Source organism: Streptomyces sp. MAI_2237 (assembly GCF_054189285.1).
In genome coordinates this window covers 2932770-2953944 of record NZ_JAJPGQ010000003.1, presented here as the reverse complement: position 1 = coordinate 2953944, position 21175 = coordinate 2932770, and the positions used below count along the sequence as shown (strand labels likewise).

At 73.3% G+C, this 21175-nt stretch carries 20 protein-coding genes and 2 pseudogenes; 16 read left to right on the top strand and 6 right to left on the bottom strand.

What is annotated here, in order from left to right:
* The 6 genes from LN251_RS23960 to LN251_RS23935 all read left to right on the top strand — a co-directional run bounded on the left by LN251_RS23960 (position 1) and on the right by LN251_RS23935 (position 5000).
* Positions 1–1461, top strand: a complete 1461-nt coding sequence (locus LN251_RS23960) for a SulP family inorganic anion transporter (protein WP_458246179.1) — start codon at positions 1–3, stop codon at positions 1459–1461.
* Positions 1462–1587: 126 nt separating this feature from the next.
* Complete coding sequence (locus tag LN251_RS23955; RefSeq protein ID WP_458246178.1) at positions 1588–2379, top strand: slipin family protein; 792 nt, start codon at positions 1588–1590, stop codon at positions 2377–2379.
* A gap of 3 nt (positions 2380–2382) precedes the next feature.
* Positions 2383–2952 carry a YbhB/YbcL family Raf kinase inhibitor-like protein gene (locus LN251_RS23950; RefSeq protein ID WP_458246177.1) on the top strand — a complete coding sequence of 190 codons (570 nt, stop codon included), beginning with the start codon at positions 2383–2385 and terminating at the stop codon, positions 2950–2952.
* A 63-nt stretch (positions 2953–3015) separates the two neighbouring features.
* Positions 3016–3891, top strand: a complete 876-nt coding sequence (locus tag LN251_RS23945) for a PPK2 family polyphosphate kinase (RefSeq protein WP_458246176.1) — start codon at positions 3016–3018, stop codon at positions 3889–3891.
* 59 nt (positions 3892–3950) lie between these two features.
* Positions 3951–4793: a polysaccharide deacetylase family protein gene (locus LN251_RS23940; RefSeq protein ID WP_458246175.1), complete on the top strand. Its 843-nt coding sequence runs from the start codon at positions 3951–3953 to the stop codon at positions 4791–4793.
* An 18-nt stretch (positions 4794–4811) separates the two neighbouring features.
* Positions 4812–5000: a hypothetical protein gene (locus tag LN251_RS23935; protein WP_458246174.1), complete on the top strand. Its 189-nt coding sequence runs from the start codon at positions 4812–4814 to the stop codon at positions 4998–5000.
* Here the strand turns inward: LN251_RS23935 and LN251_RS23930 are convergent.
* Both LN251_RS23930 and LN251_RS23925 read right to left on the bottom strand, forming a co-directional pair.
* Positions 4992–5663: an ABC transporter gene (locus LN251_RS23930; protein ID WP_458246173.1), complete on the bottom strand. Its 672-nt coding sequence runs from the start codon at positions 5661–5663 to the stop codon at positions 4992–4994. The two genes, LN251_RS23935 and LN251_RS23930, sit on opposite strands and share 9 nt — an antisense overlap.
* A complete protein-coding gene (locus LN251_RS23925) occupies positions 5660–6562 on the bottom strand; it encodes an ABC transporter ATP-binding protein (protein WP_458246172.1) in 903 nt (300 codons plus the stop codon). The genes LN251_RS23930 and LN251_RS23925 overlap by 4 nt, the downstream gene beginning before the upstream one ends.
* Before the next feature lie 57 nt (positions 6563–6619).
* Here LN251_RS23925 and LN251_RS23920 point away from each other — a divergent pair, with 57 nt between their 5' ends.
* From LN251_RS23920 to LN251_RS23900, 5 genes and pseudogenes are all read left to right on the top strand, one after another.
* Positions 6620–7336, top strand: coding sequence for an aminoacyl-tRNA hydrolase (locus LN251_RS23920; RefSeq protein ID WP_458246171.1), 717 nt, complete (start codon positions 6620–6622; stop codon positions 7334–7336).
* A gap of 147 nt (positions 7337–7483) precedes the next feature.
* Positions 7484–8796, top strand: a pseudogene (locus LN251_RS23915) (DUF692 domain-containing protein).
* 92 nt (positions 8797–8888) lie between these two features.
* Complete coding sequence (locus LN251_RS23910) at positions 8889–9653, top strand: DUF4142 domain-containing protein (protein ID WP_458246170.1); 765 nt, start codon at positions 8889–8891, stop codon at positions 9651–9653.
* A 100-nt stretch (positions 9654–9753) separates the two neighbouring features.
* Positions 9754–10512: a TIGR04222 domain-containing membrane protein gene (locus tag LN251_RS23905; RefSeq protein WP_458246169.1), complete on the top strand. Its 759-nt coding sequence runs from the start codon at positions 9754–9756 to the stop codon at positions 10510–10512.
* A 141-nt stretch (positions 10513–10653) separates the two neighbouring features.
* Positions 10654–12264: an alpha/beta hydrolase gene (locus LN251_RS23900; RefSeq protein WP_458246168.1), complete on the top strand. Its 1611-nt coding sequence runs from the start codon at positions 10654–10656 to the stop codon at positions 12262–12264.
* Here LN251_RS23900 and hemQ read toward each other — a convergent pair whose 3' ends face one another.
* Positions 12265–12996, bottom strand: a complete 732-nt coding sequence (hemQ, locus tag LN251_RS23895) for a hydrogen peroxide-dependent heme synthase (RefSeq protein WP_058922421.1) — start codon at positions 12994–12996, stop codon at positions 12265–12267.
* A gap of 5 nt (positions 12997–13001) precedes the next feature.
* A complete protein-coding gene (hemG, locus tag LN251_RS23890) occupies positions 13002–14459 on the bottom strand; it encodes a protoporphyrinogen oxidase (RefSeq protein ID WP_458246167.1) in 1458 nt (485 codons plus the stop codon).
* A 159-nt stretch (positions 14460–14618) separates the two neighbouring features.
* On the opposite strand from hemG, the gene LN251_RS23885 reads away from it, so the two are divergent.
* Positions 14619–15581 carry a DUF4349 domain-containing protein gene (locus LN251_RS23885; protein WP_458246166.1) on the top strand — a complete coding sequence of 321 codons (963 nt, stop codon included), beginning with the start codon at positions 14619–14621 and terminating at the stop codon, positions 15579–15581.
* 27 nt (positions 15582–15608) lie between these two features.
* Positions 15609–16997, top strand: a complete 1389-nt coding sequence (locus tag LN251_RS23880) for an FAD-dependent oxidoreductase (RefSeq protein WP_458246165.1) — start codon at positions 15609–15611, stop codon at positions 16995–16997.
* Between the two features lie 100 nt (positions 16998–17097).
* On the opposite strand, the gene LN251_RS23875 is transcribed toward LN251_RS23880, so the two are convergent.
* Complete coding sequence (locus tag LN251_RS23875; RefSeq protein WP_142143345.1) at positions 17098–17418, bottom strand: hypothetical protein; 321 nt, start codon at positions 17416–17418, stop codon at positions 17098–17100.
* 125 nt (positions 17419–17543) lie between these two features.
* Here LN251_RS23875 and LN251_RS23870 point away from each other — a divergent pair, with 125 nt between their 5' ends.
* Positions 17544–18371: a rhomboid family intramembrane serine protease gene (locus tag LN251_RS23870; protein WP_249838537.1), complete on the top strand. Its 828-nt coding sequence runs from the start codon at positions 17544–17546 to the stop codon at positions 18369–18371.
* 1 nt (position 18372) lies between these two features.
* Here LN251_RS23870 and hemE read toward each other — a convergent pair whose 3' ends face one another.
* The gene (hemE, locus tag LN251_RS23865) at positions 18373–19431 is read right to left on the bottom strand and encodes a uroporphyrinogen decarboxylase (RefSeq protein WP_458246164.1); all 1059 of its coding nucleotides are present in this window, start codon (positions 19429–19431) and stop codon (positions 18373–18375) included.
* Between the two features lie 126 nt (positions 19432–19557).
* Here hemE and LN251_RS23860 point away from each other — a divergent pair, with 126 nt between their 5' ends.
* Entirely contained in the window at positions 19558–20187 is a 630-nt protein-coding gene (locus LN251_RS23860; RefSeq protein ID WP_458246163.1) for a DUF3000 domain-containing protein, read from the top strand.
* A 233-nt stretch (positions 20188–20420) separates the two neighbouring features.
* Positions 20421–21084: pseudogene (locus tag LN251_RS23855) on the top strand (LuxR C-terminal-related transcriptional regulator).
* Positions 21085–21175: the final 91 nt, after the last annotated feature.

Sequence of the window (21175 nt, the reverse complement as noted above, 5' to 3'; positions counted from 1 at the left end):
ATGACGACCAAGTACCCCTATCTGAGGCAGGACTTCCTCGCCTCCATAGTCGTCTTCCTGGTCGCCGTGCCCCTGTGCGTCGGCGTGGCGGTCGCCTCCGGTGTCCCGGCGGAACTGGGCCTGGTCACCGGCATCGTGGGCGGCCTCGTCACCGGGTTCCTGCCCGGCAGCAGCCTCCAGGTCTCCGGGCCGGCCGCCGGTCTGACCGTGCTGGTCTTCGAGGCCGTCAGCGAGTTCGGCGTCGGCACCCTCGGCGTCATCGTGCTGATGGCCGGCCTGTTCCAGCTGGCCATGGGCTTCTTCAGGATAGGCCGCTGGTTCCGGGCGATATCCGTGTCCGTCGTCGAGGGCATGCTCTGCGGCATCGGCCTGGTGATCATCGCCGGGCAGATCTACGCGGCGGCGGGGCTGAAGGCCCCGCAGACCGGCATCGGCAAGATCGCGGGCCTGCCCGGGGCGTTCGCCGACGCGCTCGGCAGCAGCAAGGCCCTGGCCTCGCTCGCGATCGGAGCGGGCACCATCGCCGTCATCGTGCTGTGGAAGCGGCTGCCCAAGGCGGTGCGGTCCGTGCCGGGCGCCCTGGCCGCGGTGGTCCTGGCCACGCTCGCCACGCTCGCCTTCGGGCTGCCGGTCGCCACCGTCGAGGTGGAGGGCCTGTTCGGGGTCGTCCAGGTGCCGGGCGCCGACGCCTTCGGCGAGCTGGCCTCCCCGGCCGTCTGGGGCACCATCGTGGCGTTCACGTTGATCGCCTCGGCCGAGAGCCTGTTCAGCGCGGCGGCCGTGGACCGGCTGCACGACGGTCCGCGCACCCAGTACGACAAGGAGATGGTCGCCCAGGGCGTGGGCAACACGGTCTGCGGTCTGCTCGGCGCGCTGCCGATGACCGCGGTGATCGTGCGCAGCTCCGCGAACGTCGCCGCGGGCGCGCGGACGAAGGCCTCTCGGGTGCTGCACGGCGCCTGGCTCCTGCTGTTCGCCGCCGCCCTGCCGTCCGCCCTGGCGCTGGTCCCCATCCCGGCCCTGGCCGGCATCCTGGTCCACGCGGGCTGGAAGCTGATCCCGTTCCGCCAGATCACGGCGCTGTGGCGCGGCCACAAGGGCGAGGCGCTGATCCTCGTGGCCACGGCCGTGTCGATCGTCGCGGTGAACATGTTCGAGGGCGTGCTCATCGGTCTGGCCCTGTCCGTGGCCAAGACCGCCTGGGAGGCCTCGCACCTCAGGACCGAGATCGTCGACAAGGGCGCGGGCCCGGTCCAGGTCCACCTGACGGGCAACGCCACCTTCCTGCGGCTGCCGAAGATCCTCGACAGCCTGGAGGCGCTGCCCCAGGACCGCCCGGTGGAGCTGGACCTCTCCGGCCTGCACCACCTGGACCACGCCTGCCGCACGGCCCTGGAGAACTGGGCGGAGCGGCACAGCTCGGCCGGGACCGAGCCGGTGCGCGTGACGACGGCCGCATGACCCTCCGTTTGACGACGGCCGGATGACCGTCCGACGGCCGGTCCGGGGCCCCTCGTGGCCCGGGACCGGTCATCGGGCATATCGTGGCAGGGGCAGACAGAAAGACCTCTCACACAGGGGGTCACCATGGTCCCTGAGCTGGTGACGGCCGCCGTGGCGGTGGGCACCGCCGGCCTCGTCTACGTGGCGTCCGCGGCGCGCGTGGTCAAACAGTACGAGCGCGGGGTGCTCTTCCGGCTCGGGCGGCTCGGCGGTGAGGTGCGCAGCCCCGGGTTCACGATGATCGTGCCGTTCGTGGACCGGCTGGCCAAGGTCAACATGCAGATCGTCACGCTGCCGGTCCCGGCCCAGGAGGGCATCACCCGGGACAACGTGACCGTGCGTGTGGACGCCGTCGTCTACTTCAAGGTCGTCGACGCGGCGGCGGCGCTCGTCAACGTCGAGGACTACAAGTTCGCCGTCTCGCAGATGGCGCAGACCTCCCTGCGCTCGATCATCGGCAAGAGCGACCTGGACGACCTGCTCTCCAACCGGGAGAAGCTCAACCAGGGCCTGGAGCTGATGATCGACAGCCCGGCCATCGGCTGGGGCGTGCAGATCGACCGGGTGGAGATCAAGGACGTCTCGCTGCCGGAGTCGATGAAGCGCTCGATGGCCCGGCAGGCCGAGGCCGACCGCGAGCGTCGGGCCCGCATCATCAACGCCGACGCCGAACTGCAGGCCTCCAAGAAACTCGCCGAGGCCGCCAAGGAGATGTCCGAGCAGCCCGCCGCGCTGCAGCTGCGGCTGCTGCAGACGGTCGTCGCCGTCGCCGCCGAGAAGAACTCGACACTGGTGCTGCCCTTCCCGGTGGAGCTGCTCCGCTTCCTGGAGAGGGCCCAGGAACAGCACCCGCCGAACCCTCGACTGGAGAAGTGACGGGTGCCGCGCGGCGTGGGCCGCGGGCGCGTGCTCATGGCCCTGGCGGCGGTGACCGGGCTCGTGTCGGCCTGCGGGGACGGCGGCGGTACGTCCGTACCCTCTCCCAGCGCCGCGCACCGCATCTCGGTGTCCTCTCCCGCCTTCACCGACGGCGGCACCGTCCCGCGCCGCCACACCTGCGACGGCGAGGACGTCTCCCCCGCGCTGGACTTCTCCGGTGTCCCCGCCGGCGCCACCACCCTGGCGGTCCTGGTCCAGGACCCCGACGCCCCGCACGGCGCCTTCACGCACTGGCTGGTGTGGAACGCGGACGCGAGGCGCGCCGGCTGGCCGGCCGGTCAGGTGCCCCCGGGCGCGACACAGGGCCGCAACGGCTTCGGGAAGCGGGGGTACGGCGGCCCCTGCCCGCCCAAGGGCACCCGGAGCAGCCCCCACCACTACGTCTTCTCGGTCTACGCCGTCGACCGCACCCTCCGCCTGCCCGCCGGTGCCTCGGCCGCCGACCTCGAGCACGCGCTGGCCGACCACGTGCTGGCCGCGGGAACCCTGACGGGCCGTTACGGCCGCTGATCGCTGGCAACCCGCCCACCGAGGCCGCAGGATCGAGTCAGACCGGACCGGAAGGGGTGCCCCGTGTCCCAGGACGGCAAGAGGCAGAAGGCCGCGACGGCGGATCTCAAGGCGCTGTTGCGGGTGCCCCGCGGCGAACCGATCGACCTGGCGGCGTACGACACCCGGGCCGCCCCCGCCGGGCCCGGCGGCAAGTCCGCGGGCCGCGCGGCCACCGCACGCCTCGGCAAGCGCCTCGCCGGGCTGCAGGAACGCCTGTGGGCGGCGGGCCTCACCGGCGACCGCCGCCGGGTGCTGCTGGTGCTGCAGGGCATGGACACCAGCGGCAAGGGCGGCACGATCAAACACGTGGTGGGCCTGCTCAACCCGGCCGGCTGCCGGGTCAAGGGCTTCCGTGCGCCCACTCCGGAGGAGCGGGAGCACCCCTTCCTGTGGCGGATCGAGAAGGAACTCCCCCGGCCGGGCGAACTGGGCGCCTTCGACCGCTCGCACTACGAGGACGTGCTCGTCCCCCGCGTCCGCGCGCTGGTCCCCCGTGACGAGATCGAACGCCGCTACGACGAGATCAACCGCTTCGAGCAGCGCCTGGTCGACGACCGCGTCACCGTCGTCAAGTGCTTCCTGCACATCTCCTACGAGGAGCAGCGCCGCCGCCTGCTCCGGCGCCTGGACCGCCCCGACAAGCGCTGGAAGTTCAGCCCCGGCGACATCGACGACCGCGCGCTGTGGCCCGCCTACCAGGAGGCGTACGAGATCGCACTGCACCGCTGCTCGACGCCGTACGCCCCCTGGTACGTGATCCCGGCCGACCGCAAGTGGTACCGCGACTGGGCGATCGCCCGGTTGCTCCTGGAGCATCTGGAGGCACTGGACCCGCGCTACCCGGAGCCGGACTTTGACCTTCAGGAGTGCCGGGAGCGGCTGCAGAAGGGGGCTTGAGGCCCGGCACGCCCGCACCGGTCCACAAAGGGAACGATTCATCCCTTTATGTTCGTAGGGTGATCATTCGAGTACGACGAGCTGCGGCCGCCTGTGCGCTCGGCGCCGCGCTCACCGCCTGCGGCGCACCCGCCGCACCCCGTGCCGCCCACCCGGCGCCCACGGCGACCCGTGCCATCCCCTCCAGGCCCCCGACGCTCGCCCCCGGCCCCACCGGTCTCACCCCCGTCTTCAGCAACGGCCCCCGCACCGACGGCCGGACGGTCGCCCTCACCTTCGACGCCGACATGACCGCCGACGAGGGCGCACGGGCGGCACGCGGGGAGCGCTTCGACAATCCGCAGCTCATCGCGACGCTGCGGGCGCTGAAGGTGCCGGCGACCGTGTTCATGACGGGGCGCTGGGCCGACGAGTATCCGCTGCAGGCGCGGTCCATCGACCGGGACCCGCTCTTCGAGATCGCCAACCACTCCTACAGCCACTACGCCTTCACCGGGGACTGCTACGGACTGCCGACCGTGCCCGAGGACCGCATGCGGGCGGACGTGGAGCGCGCGTACGCCGCCTTCCGCAGGGCCGGCGTGACGGACGCGATGCCCTACTTCCGCTTCCCTGGCGGGTGCTACGACCGGGCGGCCCTGAAGGCGCTCACCCCGACCGGGGTCACCGCCGTCCAGTGGGACGTGGTGAGCGGGGACGCGTTCGCCACGGACTCCGACGCGGTGGCCCGGCAGGTGCTGGAGGGGGTGCGTCCGGGCTCGGTCGTCGTCATGCACTGCACCCGCAGCGCGGCGCCGGCGACCGAGCGGGCGGTGCGCACGATCGTGCCCGAACTGCGCGCGAAGGGCTACCGGTTCGTGAAGGTCTCCCAGCTGATCCGGTCCGCGGGCGAGCGCAGGTGAGCCGCTTACGCTGGAGGCATGAGCGACGAAGGTGACGGCTACTGCGCGATCGGCGACACGACGAGGCCGCCGAAGGCGGACAGGCCGCCGTACGCGGAGTGCGTGCTGTGCCGGGAGCCGACGGAGTACGCGGAGTCGTACAGGGGCGTCACGCTGTGCCCCGTGTGCGAGTGGCAGGAGGCCCAGCGGAGCGCCTGTTCAGGGTGAGCGGCGGGACGCCAGGGCGCAGGCCGCCGCGGTCGCCGCTGCCGCGAGGGCGGCCGCCGCGGCCAGCGGCAGCAGCGGTACCGGGACCGTTCCCGACTGCGAGCCGGTGACCAGGCCGCTGACCGCCGCCTGCGCCGGGGAGCCCGTCGCCACCACCGACGTCAGCGCCGCCAGGAGCATCGCCGGGACCGCCCGGCCCGGTGAGCGCAGCAGCGGCCAGTTGGTGAGCGCCCCGACGGCCGTGCCGAGCAGCGCGCAGGCCGCGGCGGCGAGCAGGCCGGCCGCGGCGGCGGGCAGCACGGCCACCCGGGTGCGGTGGTCGGTGCTCACGGGATCGCTGATCAGGGTCACGACGAGGACGGCGGCCGCGCCGAGCGCCGCCGCGGCGGCCAGGGCGACGAGCAGCCGGGCCAGATGCGCCCGCCCGGGCCCTGCGGCGGCCGCGACGCACGCGCGCGCGGCGGCGGGCTCCACGCCGACGCAGATCCGTACCAGCCAGGCGGCGACCGGGAGCAGGGCCGCGGCCGCGTAACCCAGGGAGTCGAGGACCGGCTGGCCGCTCTGCACGCCGATGCCCAGGAAGGCCGCGTAGAGGACGACCGGTGGCAGCCAGCGCTGGGAACGCAGCAGAAGGGCCGTCTGGTAGCGGAGAAGGGCGGTCATCCGTCGCTGTCCTTGTCATTGTCGTGGTCGTCGTCTTCGCCGGGGCCGTCGTTCTCGTCGCCTTCGCCGGGGTCCTCGCCGAGGGGGCGCACGCTGACCACGTGCCACGGCGGACGGGCCGTCAGCAGGGTGCGCAGCACGACGTCCGAGTGGGACGCGGGGACGCTGAGCCGGTGGCGGCCGGGCGCGGTCTCGGTGACGGTCGCGAGGGGGTGCGCGGGCGGTGGACCCTGCACCTCGATGTCCGTCCGGGCGCCGGAGCCGGTGCCGTCCTGCCGGACACGGCGTTCCAGACCGCCGTCGCGCACGGTGTACGTCGTCTCGGGCGTCCCCGCGAGGCGGTGCGGATCGTGGTCGACGAAGACGACGGCACCGCCGGCCTCGGTCCGCTCGGCCACCGCCCGTTCCAGCTCCTCGCGGGCGTCGACGTCCAGGCCGGTCCATGCCTCGTCGAGAACGAGGAGCTCCGGCTCGGCGAGCAGGGCCTGGGCCACGGCGACCTTCTGGCTGCTTCCCTTGGAGAGCCGGGCCATGGGGGTGTGGGCGTACGCGCCCGCGCCGAAGCGCTCCAGGTGGACGGCCGCCGCCCGCTCGGCCGAGGCGCGGGACAGTCCGTGCACCGCGCCGAGGTGGGTGAGGTAGCCGAGCGGGGTGAAGGGCAGGGACGCCGGGAAGCGTTCGGGGACGTACGCGGTGCGGGGGCGGCCGGTGACGCGGCCCTCGGTGGGGCTGTCGATGCCGGCGAGGAGACGGAGGAGGGTGGACTTGCCGGTGCCGTTGGGGCCTTCGATGCGGGTGAGGGTTCCGGGGGCGATGGTCAGGTTCAGGCCGCGCAGGACCCAGGGGCCGCGCAGGCCGTAGCGGCGGCCGACGTCGTGCAGCCGTAGATCGCGTCGCATGAGGGCATCTTGCCCTGCCGGGCGGCTGCGTGGGCCGCCCCCTTAGGGTGGGCGGATGTGAGCCACACGTCGACGAGTGACAGTCCCTTCCGGTCCGAGCGCACCCCCCGTGACGAGGCGCCGCAGTTCGTGCTGCCCCTTGTGGTACGGGTGGAGAAGGCCGCGCCTCCGGCTCGTACCGACGCGCTGGAGACCGCCGCGCGGGCCGTGCTCGTGATGCTCGCCGACGAGCGGTCGGCCGGCGACGGCGAGTGGGCCCAGGTCATGCGGGACTGGCAGGACGCCCGCATCCGCAAGGTCGTGCGGCGGGCCCGCGGGGCGGAGTGGCGGCGGGCCGAGACGCTGGAGGGGATCACCGTCGCCGGGAAGTCGGCCGAGGTGCGGGTGTTCCCGCCGGTACCGCTCGACGGCTGGCCGAAGGACCTGGCCAGGCTGCAGGTGTCCGGCACCGAACTCGACGATCCGGAGCCGGTGTTGGCGGCCGAGCCGGGGGTGCCGGTGCTGTGGATGAACCCCGAGCTCGGCATGTCGGCCGGGAAGGCGATGGCCCAGGCGGGACACGGGGCCCAACTGGCCTGGTGGGGGCTGTCGGACGAGGAGCGGGCCGCCTGGCGTGACGCCGGGTTCCCGCTGGCCGTGCGGACCGCTGAGCCTGGGCGCTGGCGCGAACTGACCGGCAGCGGGCTGCCGTTGGTACGGGACGCGGGGTTCACGGAGATCGCGCCCGGGTCGTGCACGGTGGTCGCCGATCATCCGGCGCTGCGCACCCGGTAACCGCCTCGACTTCGCCTGCCACCGGGGCCCGTCCGTCCGCGAACCTCAAATGTTGCTCTGAAGGTGAGCGGCGCGCGGTTCGGGCGCGGGCGCCGGGGCCATACCCCCGTCACGTTCTCGCGGGGAGACGGCAGGGAGGGGAAGACCATGGAGCGACTGGGGACGGGCATCGGATGGCGGCCGGAGATCGCCGGCGCGGTGGAGTCGATGCCCGGCATCGACTGGGTCGAGGTCGTGGCCGAGAACGTGTGCCCGGGCCATCTGCCGGAGTCGCTCGGGCGGCTGCGCGAGCGCGGGGTGACCGTGATCCCGCACGGTGTCTCGCTCGGCCTGGGCGGGGCGGAGCGGCCCGACGCCGGTCGCCTCGCGGCGCTCGCCGACCGCGTCCAGGCCCTGGGGGCCCCGCTGGTCACCGAGCACATCGCCTTCGTCCGGGCCGGCGGCGCCCGCACCGCCTCTCCCCTGCTGGAGGCCGGGCACCTGCTGCCCGTGCCCCGCACCCGGGACGCCCTCGACGTGCTGTGCGAGAACATCCGTATCGCCCAGGACGCGCTGCCGGTGCCGCTCGCCGTGGAGAACATCGCCGCGCTGATCTGCTGGCCGGGCGAGGAGATGACCGAGGGGCAGTTCCTGTACGAACTGGCCGACCGCACCGGCGTGCGGCTCCTGATCGACGTGGCCAACCTGCACACCAACCACGTCAACCGCGGCGAGGACCCGGCCAAGGCGCTCGCCGAGCTGCCCCTGGAGTCCATCGCCTACGTCCATGTGGCGGGCGGCTTCGAACGGGACGGCGTCTGGCACGACAGCCACGCCCATCCCGTCCCGCAGCCGGTCCTGGACGTGCTGGCCGACCTGGCCTCGCGCGTCTCGCCGCCCGGCGTGCTGCTGGAGAGGGACGAGAACTTCCCGGAACCGGCCGAGCTGGAGCGGGAGCTGGAGGCCGTCCGGGGGGCGCTGGAGAAGGGGGCGGCGGCACGGGGGGCCGCTCGGGCGGCGGGGGCCGCGGAGGGGCTGCGGGCGACGGCCTCCGGGGAGCCGACCGAGCCCGCCCGGCAGCGGCTCGCGCTCGCGCAGACCGCGCTGCTGTCCTCGCTGGTCTCCGGGACGCCGGTGCCGGAGGGCTTCGACGGGGTGCGGCTGGGGTCCAGGCACGGGCGCTCGCCGGGAAGCGGGCCGATGTGGTGGGGAAGATCGCGCCCGAGTTGCCGGTGATCCTCGGCACGGCGTACCGGGACCTCTTCCTGGCGTACGCCCACGGGCACCCGATGAGCGGCGGATATCGGCGCGACGCGCTGGACTTCGCCGAGCACCTGCTCGCCTCGCAGGCCCTGCCCCAGGGCCCTGCGCGGCGGGAACTGCGCGCGTGGTGGCTGGAACGGTCCGGGCCGGCGCCGCGCTCGCGCAAACCCGTGGTCCGGGCGGTGCGGGCCGCGCGGAGGGTGCTGCAGCACCGGTGACCCCGCAGCGGTCGCCCAGGACTGCGCAGTAACATGCCTGCCAGTCCCGCACCCGAAACCGCCCAGCGTGCGGTGCCGTACCAGGAGGCACCATGCGACCGCGACCGCCCCTCAGGGGCCGAGGCATCGTCAGTGGCACCGGCGTCATCGTCGTCGGCCTGACGGCGACGCTGCTGGCCCTGATCTTCCCGATCTTCTCCTACGCCGACCGTTCGGGCACCGGCGTGAACGTGCTCAGCGACCAGACCGTCGCCACGAGCTACGGACCGCTGTCCGGGCTCGACCGGGACTTCGTCACGAAGGTCCGGCTGGCCGGTCTGTGGGAGCTGCCCGCCGGCCAGCAGGCGCAGCAGAAGGGCACCACCCAGGCCGTACGGACGGCCGGGGAGCACCTGGTCGAGGGGCACACCGCCCTCGACCAGCAGGTCCGGGACGTCGCCGGCAAGCTCGGGCTGCAGCTGCCCGACCAGCCCACCGACCAGCAGAAGCAGTGGCTCCAGACCCTGAGCGCGGCACAGGGCACGGACTACGACCGCGACTTCGTCAACATCGCGCGGCTGGCGCACGGCAAGGTCTTCTCGCTCGTCGCCGAGGTGCGCGCCACCACCCGCAACACGCTCGTGCGCTCCCTGGCCGACGACGCCAACACGACCGTCCTGGACCACATCAGGGCCCTGGAGGCCACCGGGTACGTCGACTGGGACGCACTGGCCCGGGACATGGCCTCGGCGAGCACGGCCCCGCTCACCCCCTCGCCGGCCCCGCCCGGTCCGACCGCGGACCCGGTCCCGGCCGCCCCGCTCACGCCGACGTACACGCTGCCGCCGGCCGAGTCCAGTCCGCCGCCGCCGCAGTAGCGCGCTTCCGGACAAACGGAACGTCACGTACAGACAACACTCCGTCCGTATCGTGAACGGGGCATGGCGTTCGGTGAGGCCCTTGGCATAGAAACGCGGCATGTTCTGGGTCCTTCTCCTGCTGCTGGCCTGGGCCGTCGCGGGGACCGCGTGCACGCGGCTGTGCCTGGCCGCCGTCCGCGCCGCGGCCGACGCCACGGATGCGTCCCAGCACGATCTGACGCTGTACGAAGCCGCGTTCCTGTCCGGCGGCCCCCGCCGGGTCGCCGATCTGACGATGGTCTCCATGGCCCGGCAACGCCGACTGCTGCTCGCACACACCGGCTGGGCGACGGTCGTCGACCCGCAGGGGCGCGACGACATCGAGCAGTCCGTCATCGGGGCCATCGGGCCGGAGGGGCAGAGCCGCATCGCCCCGGTGCGGGCCCGCGCGGCCTGCGCGGACGCCGTGGGCGACCTCGGCGAGCGGCTGGTCGACGCCGGTCTCGCCGTGCCCGCGGGCGACCGCACCACGGTCGCCTCCGGAGTGCGCCAGGTACGGCTCGCCGCGCTAACCGTCCTCGGGCTGGGCGCGATCGCGCTGCTGGTGCCCGCTCAGCCCGACATGCCCCGCGGGCTGGTCGCCCTGTGGTTCGCGCTGCCGCTCGCCCTGACGCTGAGCTGCCTGGCCATAGCCCGGGTCGAGGTCCACCCCTACTCGCGGTGGGCCTCCCCGGCCGGACAGCGGCTGCTGGGCACCCTCGCCCGGCGAGCCGGCGGCGACGACCGCACCTACCTCACCCGCGTCGCCGTACGCGGGGTGCGCGCGATCGGCGAGCCGGACCTGCGGGCCGCCTTCACCCACCGGGACCAGCCCTAGGAGCCCCGCGCCCCCGCGTGCACCGCGCGCCGGGGGCGCACGGGGGTCATTGGGGCCGACACCGGCCGGGCGGTGCTTGCCTTCACCGAGCACCGAACGAAACATCCCTTTTGTCGCCGCCGTGCACCGAAGGGATACGCGATGCGATCAGCCGCCCTCTACTCGGCCGCCGGGTCCTTGCTCCTGACCACCCTCACCGCCGCCCCGGCAGGCGGCGCGTCCGCCGCCCCGGGTCTGGCCGAGCGCAGCGGCACGGCGGTGGCCGCCGCCCGGGCCCTGGCCGCCGGGGTCGACTTCGGCAAGTGCTCCGACGCCCAGGACACGCCGGGCGCCCTGGAGTGCGGCTCGGTGTCGGTACCGCTGGACTACGCGCACCCGGACGGCAGGCAGATCAAGCTGATGGTCAGCCGGGTCCGGGCGACGCACAAGGACCCGCACAACAGCAAGCGGCGGGTGCCCCGGCAGGGCGCGCTGGTCTACAACCCGGGCGGCCCCGGCGGCGACGGACTGTACTTCCCGCTGGTCGGCTTCATGCCGCAGTGGAAGCGCCTCGCGGCCGCCTACGACCTCGTCGGCTACTCCCCGCGCGGTGTGGGCCGCTCGGCCCCGCTGTCCTGCCAGGACCCCAAGCGCTTCTTCAAGGGGCCGTCGCCGTCGCCGACCCACCCCGACGCCTCGTACAAGAAGGAGCGCATCGCGCGGGCGAAGGCGTACGCGCGCGGCTGCGCGCAGCGCACGGGGAGCGCGCTGCGGTTCTACAACTCGCTGAACAACGCGCGCGACCTGGACGTGCTGCGGGCGGCGCTGGGCGAGGAGCGGCTGACGTTCATGGGGGCGTCGTACGGCACGTACTTCGGCGCGCTCTACGCCACGTTGTTCCCCTCGCACGTGCGGCGCATGGTGTTCGACTCGGCGGTCGACCCCCACCCGGAGCGGGTCTGGTACCACGACAACCTCGCCCAGTCGGCCGCGTTCGAGGAGCGCTGGGAGGACTTCCGGGAGTGGATCGCCCGCCACGACGACGTGTACGGGCTGGGCGCCACGGCCGCCGCGGTGCAGCGCAGCTACGAGAAGGCGAGCGCCCGGCTCGCCGCCGAGCCCGCCGGGGGCGAGGTGGGGCCGGCGCAGCTGCGGGGGGCCTTCCTGACGGCCGGGTACTTCGACGACTACTGGCCGCAGCGGGCCGAGGCGCTCTCGGCGTATCTCAAGGGCGACCCGAAGCCGCTCGTGCAGCAGGCGGCGCCCGTGCGGGAGGCGGCCGCGGAGGCGGAGAACTCCAGTGCGGTGTACACGGCCGTCGAGTGCAACGACGCGCCCTGGCCGACGGACTTCAGCGTCTGGGACCGCGACAACACGCGGCTGGCGCGTGTGGCGCCGTTCGAGACCTGGGACAACGTGTGGACGAACCTGCCGTGCGCGTACTGGCAGGCTCCTCGGCAGCGGCCGGTCGACGTGCGGACCGGTCCCGGCGAGCTGCCGCCGACGCTGATCCTGTCGGCCGAGCGGGACGCGGCCGCGCCGTACGAGGGGGCGCGGGAGCTGCACCGGCGGCTGTCGGGGTCGGTGCTGGTGACCGAGCGGGACGCGGGGTCGCACGGGGTCGCGGGCGGCCCCAACCGGTGCGTCAACGCCTACCTGGACGCGTATCTGCTGGAGGGCCGGCTGCCGGTGCGGCGCGCGGCCTGCGCACCGCACCGGGAGCCGGAGCCGGTCGACCCCGCCCGGAAGGCGGCCCTGCGGCCCGTCCGCTGATCAGGCGAGGCCCGCGATCAGCTCCGCGACGTCCTTGCGGCGGCCCGTGTAGAACGGGATCTCCTCGCGGACGTGCATGCGGGCCTCGGAGCCGCGCAGATGGCGCATGAGGTCGACGATGCGGTACAGCTCGTCGGCCTCGAAGGCGAGGATCCACTCGTAGTCGCCGAGGGAGAACGAGGCGACCGTGTTGGCGCGGACGTCCGGGTAGCCGCGGGCCATCTTGCCGTGGTCGGCGAGCATGCGGCGGCGGTCCTCGTCGGGCAGCAGGTACCAGTCGTAGCTGCGCACGAAGGGGTAGACGCTGATGTAGTTGCGCGGCGTCTCGTCGGCGAGGAACGCCGGGATGTGCGAGCGGTTGAACTCGGCGGGGCGGTGCAGCGCCATGTTCGACCAGACCGGCTCCAGCGCGCGGCCCAGCTTCGTGCGGCGGAAGAGGTTGTACGCCTCCTGGAGCTGGTCGCTGGTCTCCGCGTGCCACCAGATCATGAGGTCGGCGTCGGCGCGCAGGCCGGAGAGGTCGTACGTGCCGCGGATCGTCACGTCCTTCGCGGCGAGCTGGTCGAACAGCTCCTGGACCTCGTCGGCGTAGCCCGCGCGGTCCTCGGGGAGGACGTCCTTCAGCTTGAAGACGGACCACAGGGTGTAGCGGATGACCTCGTTGAGGTCCTTGGCCAGCTTGCCCTTGTTCGGGATACGCGCGGCCTCGGTGGTGGGGGCGTCGTCACTCATGTCCTTCATTCTCCCGCTCCTCCGTGCAGAGACTGCACCGGGTTGGCGGTGAGCTCCTGCACACCGCCCAGGTCTCCGTCGAGCTGGTCCACGGCCGCGTACGCGCTCGCGATGCAGGCCGGGATGCCGACGCCGTCGTACTGCGCGCCGCACACGGCGAGGCCGGGCAGCTTGCCGAGGTGCTCGCGGACGCGGGCCACGCGCGCGTGGTGGCCGACCGGGTACTGGGGCAGGCCGTCCATCCAGCGGGTGACGCGCGTCTCGACGGGGGTGGCGTCCAGGCCGGTGGCCGCCCTCAGGTCGTGGCGGGAGACCTCCACCAGGCCCGCGTCGTCGCGCTGGAGGATCTCCGTCTCGCCGTAGCGGCCGACGGACGTGCGCACGACGACGACGTCCGGGTTCTCCTCGGCGATCCAGCCCCACTTCTGGGAGGCGAAGGTGGACGCCTTGACGGTGTGGCCGTCGACGGGCGGCACGAGGAAACCGCTGCTGCCGTCGGGGAGGGAGATGTCGGCGCGGCGGTAGGCGAGGGTGACCAGCGCCATCGACGCGTACTCGACGGCGGCGAGCTCGGCGGCCGCCTCGGGTGCCTCGGGGCGCAGCAGACGGGCGGCGGCCGGGGCGGGTACGGCGACGATCACGGCGTCGGCCCGCAGGACGCGGTCCCCGGCGGCGACCCGCCAGCCGCCGGACGCCTCGCGGCGCAGCTCGGTCACCGGGGTCCCGGTGAGGATCTCGCCGCCCCGCGCGCGCACCGCGTCGGCGACGGCGAGCGGCAGGGTGCCGATGCCGCCGGTGATGCCCATGAACACCGGCCCGGTCTGCTGAGCGGCCGCCGCCTTCGCCTGGATCTCGCGCACGCCCTCGGTCAGCGAGGTGTGGGTCTTGGCGATCTGGAAGAGCTGCGGGACGGCGGAGCGCATGGAGATGCGGTAGGCGTCGCCCGCGTACACGCCGCCGAGGAGGGGTTCGACGAGGCGGTCGACGACCTCGCGGCCCAGCCGTTCGGCCACGTACTCCCCGACCGCCACGTCGTCGCCGACCTCCGTGCGCGGCAGTTCGGCGTCGCGCTCGATACGGGCCAGGCCCTCGTCGGACAGAACGCCGGTGAGGGCGGACGCCGTGCCGGGGACGCCCATGACGTGCCCCTTGGGCATGGGGCGCAGGGCGCCGCGGGTCCACAGAAAGGCCGTCGCGGTGGCCGGCGGCCGCAGCCGGTCGGTGAGGCCCACCTCGCGGGCCAGGCCGACCGCCTCCGGCCTGCGGGCCAGCATCGACTCGGCGCCGAGGTCGACGCGGGCGCCGGCGATCTCGCCGGGCAGCAGCTTGCCGCCGACCCGGTCCGAGGCCTCCAGCACGGTCACCCGCGCGCCCCGCTGCAGCAGCCGGTGGGCGGCCGCCAGGCCCGCGATCCCGGCTCCGATGACGACGACCCGGCCCTCGGCCGGAGGTGATCCACTCATGTGCTCCACCCTCTCAGACGCCACCGACACCCACGCGAGGGCCATGTGGCCCTGACGAGTCCCGACCGTGACCGCATCGGGACCCGCGCCCGCCAACGTCCCGGGCCCTTGCGGCGTCGAAGGAGCGTCATCGTCACCGACCCTCGGGGGTGGACCCGCATGCGCGCACGACGTTCCGTACGACCTGTCCGGGCCGTGGCCGGCATCCTGCTGGCCGCGGCGCTCGCGCTGACCGGATGCAGCGGTGCCGGGAGCGACTCCGGGGGCTCCGCCGCCGACGGGGCCGCGAGGAGTGAGGCCAAGGGCTCCGCTCCCGGCGGCCAGAGGGACGCGTCCGGTGCCGCGGCGAAGCGGACGCCGAAGCTCACCGGGAGCGACATCATCCGGACCGCCTCCCTCACCGTCCAGGTCCGCGACGTGCCGAAGGCCCTCGACGAGGCCCGCACCGCCACGGAGAACGCGGGCGGCTACGTCGGCGACGAGACCACCACGCGGGACCCGCGGGGACACGAGCACACGCGCGTGGTGCTGCGTGTGCCGACCGAGAAGTACGACGAGGTCCTGACCGAACTCCAGGGCACCGGCAGGCTCCTCGAGCGCACCTCCAAGGCCGAGGACGTCACCGACCAGGTCGTCGACGTCGACAGTCGCGTCAGGTCGCAGCGGGCGAGTGTGGCCCGAATCCGCGAACTGATGGACCGGGCGACCAAGTTGAGCGACGTGGTGGAGCTGGAGGGCGAACTGGGCAGCCGGCAGTCCGACCTGGAGGCGCTGCTCGCGCAGCAGAAGTCCCTCAAGGACCGCACGAGCCTTGCCACCATCACACTCTCCCTGTCCGGGGCACCGGCGAAGAAGCCCGCGAAGGACGACGAGCCCGGCTTCGTGGACGCGCTGTCCGGCGGCTGGGGCGCGTTCGTGACGATGCTGCGCTGGCTGGCGGTGGCGTTCGGCGCGGTGCTGCCGTTCGCCGCGGTGGCGGCGGTCCTGGTGCTGGTGTGGCTGCGCCTGCTCCGGCCCCGGCGCGCGGTCCCCGCACCCGCGGCGAGCACCCCCGGCCCGCTTCCCGCGGCCCGGCCCGCACCCCGGGCCACGAGTTCGCGGGAGGACGGCGAGCGGGACTGAAATGCCCCGCCCCCGTAGCGTGTTCGCATGACCATGAACGGTGCGAGGGAACGACTGGTGGTGATCGGCGGCGACGCCGCGGGGATGTCCGCGGCGTCACAGGCACGCCGGCTGAGGGGCCCGGACGAGCTGGAGATCGTGGCGTTCGAACGCGGCCACTTCACCTCCTACTCGGCGTGCGGCATCCCGTACTGGGTGGGCGGCGACGTCTCCGACCGGGATCAGCTGATCGCACGCGGACCGCAGGAGCACCGGGAGCGGGGCATCGACCTGCGGATGCGCACCGAGGTCACGGAGATCGACGTGGCGCGCGGCCGGGTACGCGCGCGTGACGTCGACTCCGGCGCCGAGTCCTGGACGTCGTACGACAAGCTGGTGATCGCCACCGGGGCCCGTCCGATCCGCCCGGACATGCCGGGCGCCGACGCCTCCGGTGTGCACGGGGTGCAGACCCTGGACGACGGCCAGGCGCTTCTCGACTCGCTCACGCGCACGCGTGGGCGGCGGGCGGTCGTGGTGGGTGCGGGCTACATCGGCGTGGAGATGGCCGAGGCGCTCATCAACCGCGACTACGCGGTGACGGTCGTCAACCGCGGCAGCGAACCGATGTCCACCCTCGACCCGGACATGGGCCGCCTGGTGCACGAGGCCATGGAGGGCCTCGGCATCACCATGGTCAACGACACCGAGGTCACCAAGATCCTCACCGGTGACGACGGGCGGGTGCGGGCGGTGGCCACCGAGGACGCCGAGTACCCGGCGGACGTGGTGGTCCTGGGCATCGGGGTCAGCCCCGAGACGTCCCTGGCCGCGGCCGCCGGTCTCCCCCTCGGCGCCCACCGGGGCCTGCTCACCGACCTGGCCATGCGGGTGCGCGGGCACGAGAACATCTGGGCGGGCGGCGACTGCGTGGAGGTGCTGGACCTGGTCTCCGGCCAGGAACGCCACATCGCGCTGGGCACCCACGCCAACAAGCACGGCCAGGTCATCGGCACCAACGTCGGCGGCGGCTACGCGACCTTCCCCGGAGTGGTGGGCACCGCGGTCAGCAAGGTCTGCGACCTGGAGATCGCCCGTACGGGCCTGCGCGAGAAGGACGCGCACAGGGTGGGCCTGCGGTTCGAGGCGGTGACCATCGAGTCGACGAGCCGGGCGGGCTACTACCCCGGCGCCTCCCCCATGACGGTGAAGATGCTCGCCGAGCGCCGCACAGGCCGCCTCCTGGGGGTGCAGATCGTCGGCCGGGAGGGCGCGGCCAAGAGGGTCGACATCGCCGCGGTCGCCCTCACGGCCGGCATGACGGTGGAACAGATGACGGCCCTCGACCTGGGCTACGCGCCGCCGTTCTCCCCGGTCTGGGACCCGGTACTGGTGGCGGCCCGCAAAGCGACAAAGGCGGTGCTGAAGGCTCTTTAGGGGCGCGGGGCTGTGTCGATCCGCGGCTCCGCCGCGGGGCGCGACGAGCCACGACGAACCCGCACCCGCGCCCCTGCGGCGTGCCGCCGACGGCGAAGCCCTACGCGCTGCCGTTGATCCGCTCGATCGCCTGCCGCGCCTGCTCCGCCGGAGGCCGCGGCGGCAGCGACGACACGGACGCCGTGGAGGTGACGGCGGGCGGCTGCTCCCCCGCGGGCTTCGCGTGCGCGGCACTGCGCACGGTGCGCAGCCGGTGGCTCACCGCCTCGTCCAGGGTCACCGGCCGCTGCATCTGGGAGGCCAGCCGCCCGGCCTCCTGACCCAGCCGGGCCACGTCCTCCCACGGCAGCCTCACCACCAGGGAGAGTTCGGCCTCGCCGTCGGGGAGCGCCTGCATCGCGGGGGTAACTCGGTCGTTCATCGCCTGTTCCTCACGTCGTCCCCGCGACCCGCCTTCCCCGTGCCGCGGACGGTTGACGAGACATACGCACGCGCGCGTGCCGGTGTTCACCGATTCGCCGAGCCCATCGGGGGCAGTACTTTCTTGTGGTCATCCCCGTTCATGACGTGAACCCGGTGCGCCGGACCCCCTGGGTGACGTACGCGCTGATTGCCGCGAACGTCTTCGTGTTCCTGTCCACACCCGGCATCGCCGGTTCCGTGGCGGGCGGCAGCGACCTGTCGCAGACGTGTCATCTGCAGGCGTTCCTGGACCACTACGCGGCGGTTCCGCGGGAGTTGATCCACCATCAGATGCCGCGGCTGGTCCCCACGGGTGAGATCGGCACGAGCGCGAGCGGCCACGCTGGCTGCGTGGTGGCCCCTCCGGGCTACGACAAGTCGCCGCCGCTGTCCGTCCTCACGGCGATGTTCCTGCACGGCAGCTGGCTGCACCTGCTGGGCAACATGCTGTTCCTGCTGATCTTCGGCAACAACGTCGAGGACCGCATGGGTCACATCCGCTTCACGCTGTTCTACCTCGTCTGCGGCTATGCGGCGGGCTACGGCTTCGCGCTCCTCAACGCCGACTCGGCCGACCCCCTGATCGGCGCCTCGGGCGCCATCGCGGGGGTGCTGGGCGCCTATCTGGTGCTGTACCCGAAGGCCCGGGTGTGGGTGCTGGTGCCGTTCCTGATCTTCCTGCCGCTGAGGCTGCCCGCCTGGCTGGTGCTCGGCTTCTGGTTCGTGCTGCAGGCCTTCTACTCGGCGGGCGAGGGCGTCTCCGCCGCGGGCACGGTGGCGTACGCGGCGCACGTGGTGGGCTTCCTCGCCGGCATGCTGCTCGCCCTGCCCCTGAAGGCGGGCACTCCCCCGCCGCCGGAGCCGCGCGGCCTGCTGTTCGGCAGGCGCGCCCAGCCCCGGCACACCTGGTGAGTCAGCGCGCCGTCCGCGTGTGGACGTAGTCCACGAGCCGGGTCAGCGCGTCGGGGTCGGTGGACGGCATGACGCCGTGGCCGAGGTTGAAGACGTGGCCCTCCAGACCGGCCGCCGCGTCCAGCACCTCGCGCGTCTTGGCCTCGACGATCTCCGGGGTGGTGAACAGGACCGTCGGGTCCAGGTTGCCCTGCAGCGCCTTGCCGGGGCCGACCCGGCGGGCGGCCTCGTCCAGCGGGACGCGCCAGTCGACGCCGACGACGTCCGCGCCGGCCTCGCCCATCAGGTTCAGCAGCTCGCCGGTGCCGACGCCGAAGTGGATGCGGGGGACGCCGTAGCCGGCGACGGCGTCGAAGACCTTCGCGGAGGCGGGCATCACCGAGCGCCGGTAGTCGGCGGGGGCGAGGGAGCCGACCCAGGAGTCGAACAGCTGGACCGCGGAGGCGCCGGCCTCGATCTGCACCTTGAGGAAGGCGGCCGTGATGTCGGCGAGGCGGTCGAGCAGGTCGGCCCACAGCTCGGGGTCGCCGTACATCATCGCCTTGGCGTTCTCGTACGAGCGCGACGGGCCGCCCTCGATGAGGTAGCTCGCGAGGGTGAACGGCGCGCCCGCGAAACCGATCAGCGGGGTGGCGCCGAGCTCGCGGGTGAGCAGGCCGATGGCCTCGGTGACGTAGGAGACGTCCTCGGGCGTGAGGTCGCGCAGCTGCGCGAGGTCGGCGCGGGTGCGGATCGGGCGGTCGACGACCGGGCCGACGCCGGGCTTGATCTCGAGGTCGATGCCGATGGCCTTGAGCGGGACGACGATGTCGCTGTAGTAGATCGCCGCGTCCACGTTGTGGCGGCGCACCGGCTGGAGGGTGATCTCGGTGACCAGCTCGGGGCGCATGCAGGACTCGAGCATCGGGATGCCCTCGCGGACCTTGCGGTACTCGGGAAGCGAGCGCCCGGCCTGCCGCATGAACCACACCGGGGTGTGCGGCACGGGTTCGCGCCGGCAGGCCCGGAGGAAGGCGGAGTCGTACGTCGCGGACGTCTGCGGGGTCTCGTTGGCGCTCACGGGGCAAGTCTGACATGACGTCCCGGTAACTCCCGCCCGGGTGTCTTGCCCTGCGCCGAGCCGCGGTTCCCCTAATCTTCCCGCATGGCTGCGGCTCAAGGACGACTGTCGGACGGCGCTGACGGAATGGACGACACCCAGGAGGGGGACGGGGATGGCATCGGTGCGGCTCCGCCGGCTTTCCAGGCCGCGGTGCAGGCTCTGCGCGGCAGTCGGCTGAGGCCGCAGATCGAGGTCGAGCCGACCCGCGCACCGAAGCGGCTCGCGCCGTTCGCCTACGCCCTGGAGGCGGCCGTCGTCGACGGTGAGCAGGACCTGGCCGACGGGCGGCTGGTGCTGCTGCACGACCCGGCCGGGCACGACGCCTGGCGGGGCACGTTCCGGCTGGTGACGCTGGTGCGGGCGGAGCTGGAGCCGGAGATGGCCGCGGACCCGCTGCTGCCGGAGGTGTGCTGGTCCTGGCTGACCGGCGCGCTGTCCGCGCGCGGGCTGTCGTACGGCGAACCGAGCGGGACCGTCACGCGCGCGAGCTCGCACTACTTCGGCGGGCTCGCGGAGCGCCCGGCGGCCTCGCAGATCGAGATCCGCGCCTCCTGGACGCCCCGTGAGGGCCTCGGCGGCGCCCCGGACACCTCGGCGCACCTGGCGGCCTGGTGCGACCTGCTGGCCCAGGTGGCGGGTCTGCCGCCGGCCGGGCCGGGCGACGCGTCGGTGGTGACGCTGCCGCAGCGGCGCGGACCGCAGCAGTCCCGCTGATCCCCACGTTCGAGTTTGCGGTGGCCGTTTGACCGTCACTTTGTCGATACGGCCACATTCAGTCAGGAATGAATCCTCGAACGAACCGATTCGCTCACCGAACGATCGACCACCTGTCCGAATTGAACCGATTGTTACTCACTAAATCGTGATCTTTCTCTAAAGGACCTCAGGCTTGCTGCCGAAGACGGTGGTGACCTTCGAAAGCCTTCCCGCCCCCCCCAGGAGGCCTGGTGTCCGTTCTCCTCGAGCAGCCCGCAAGCCTGGTCGCCTACCGCCCGAACAAGCCGACCGCCATGGTGGTCGTGGCCGACCCGCGCGTCCGCTCCACCGTCACCCGCCACCTGTGGGCGCTCGGTGTGCGCGACGTCATCGAGGGCCTCGTCCATCGCGGAGGCTCGTCCCCGCATCGGCAACCCCCGCGACATCTGCGTCGCCGACGTCCACCTGCCCGACGGGTCGGGCCTCACCATCCTCTCCGAGACCCGGGCGGCGGGCTGGCCCAACGGCCTGGCCCTGTCCGCCGCCGACGACATCGGCGCCGTGCGCAACGCCCTCGCGGGCGGCGTCAAGGGCTACGTCGTCACCGGCACCCGCACCAACGTCGGGCTCCCCACCCGGCCCGGTGCCGCCCCCATCGGTTCCGCCGCGGCCCGTATGCACCGCCGCCCCCCGGGTGCCCCGAGCCACCCGGGCGGCTACCGCGAACTGTCCGGCCGGGAGGTCGAGGTGCTGAGACTGGTCGCGGAGGGCCAGTCCAACAAGGCGATCGGCGTCTCGATGGGCCTGTCCGCGCTGACCGTCAAGAGCCACCTCGCCCGGATCGCCCGCAAGCTCGGCACCGGAGACCGGGCCGGAATGGTCGCCGTGGCCCTGCGCACCGGCATCATCCACTGAAGGCCACCCCGCGAAGTTCACGCACGTGAACCACAGCTGTCACCTGGCTGACTGGTTTGCGACCCCCCGGCGCCTGCCGACGGAACGTTCC

Bases quoted from the DNA above. Each gene is read 5' to 3' on its own strand.
- LN251_RS23960 (WP_458246179.1), top strand. From the start codon at position 1: ATGACGACCAAGTACCCCTATCTGAGGCAGGACTTCCTCGCCTCCATA.
- LN251_RS23955 (WP_458246178.1), top strand. From the start codon at position 1,588: ATGGTCCCTGAGCTGGTGACGGCCGCCGTGGCGGTGGGCACCGCCGGC.
- LN251_RS23935 (WP_458246174.1), top strand. From the start codon at position 4,812: ATGAGCGACGAAGGTGACGGCTACTGCGCGATCGGCGACACGACGAGG.
- LN251_RS23930 (WP_458246173.1), bottom strand. From the start codon at position 5,663: ATGACCGCCCTTCTCCGCTACCAGACGGCCCTTCTGCTGCGTTCCCAG.
- LN251_RS23925 (WP_458246172.1), bottom strand. From the start codon at position 6,562: ATGCGACGCGATCTACGGCTGCACGACGTCGGCCGCCGCTACGGCCTG.
- LN251_RS23910 (WP_458246170.1), top strand. From the start codon at position 8,889: ATGCGACCGCGACCGCCCCTCAGGGGCCGAGGCATCGTCAGTGGCACC.
- LN251_RS23905 (WP_458246169.1), top strand. From the start codon at position 9,754: ATGTTCTGGGTCCTTCTCCTGCTGCTGGCCTGGGCCGTCGCGGGGACC.
- LN251_RS23900 (WP_458246168.1), top strand. From the start codon at position 10,654: ATGCGATCAGCCGCCCTCTACTCGGCCGCCGGGTCCTTGCTCCTGACC.
- hemQ (WP_058922421.1), bottom strand. From the start codon at position 12,996: ATGAGTGACGACGCCCCCACCACCGAGGCCGCGCGTATCCCGAACAAG.
- hemG (WP_458246167.1), bottom strand. From the start codon at position 14,459: ATGAGTGGATCACCTCCGGCCGAGGGCCGGGTCGTCGTCATCGGAGCC.
- LN251_RS23885 (WP_458246166.1), top strand. From the start codon at position 14,619: ATGCGCGCACGACGTTCCGTACGACCTGTCCGGGCCGTGGCCGGCATC.
- LN251_RS23880 (WP_458246165.1), top strand. From the start codon at position 15,609: ATGACCATGAACGGTGCGAGGGAACGACTGGTGGTGATCGGCGGCGAC.
- LN251_RS23875 (WP_142143345.1), bottom strand. From the start codon at position 17,418: ATGAACGACCGAGTTACCCCCGCGATGCAGGCGCTCCCCGACGGCGAG.
- LN251_RS23860 (WP_458246163.1), top strand. From the start codon at position 19,558: ATGGACGACACCCAGGAGGGGGACGGGGATGGCATCGGTGCGGCTCCG.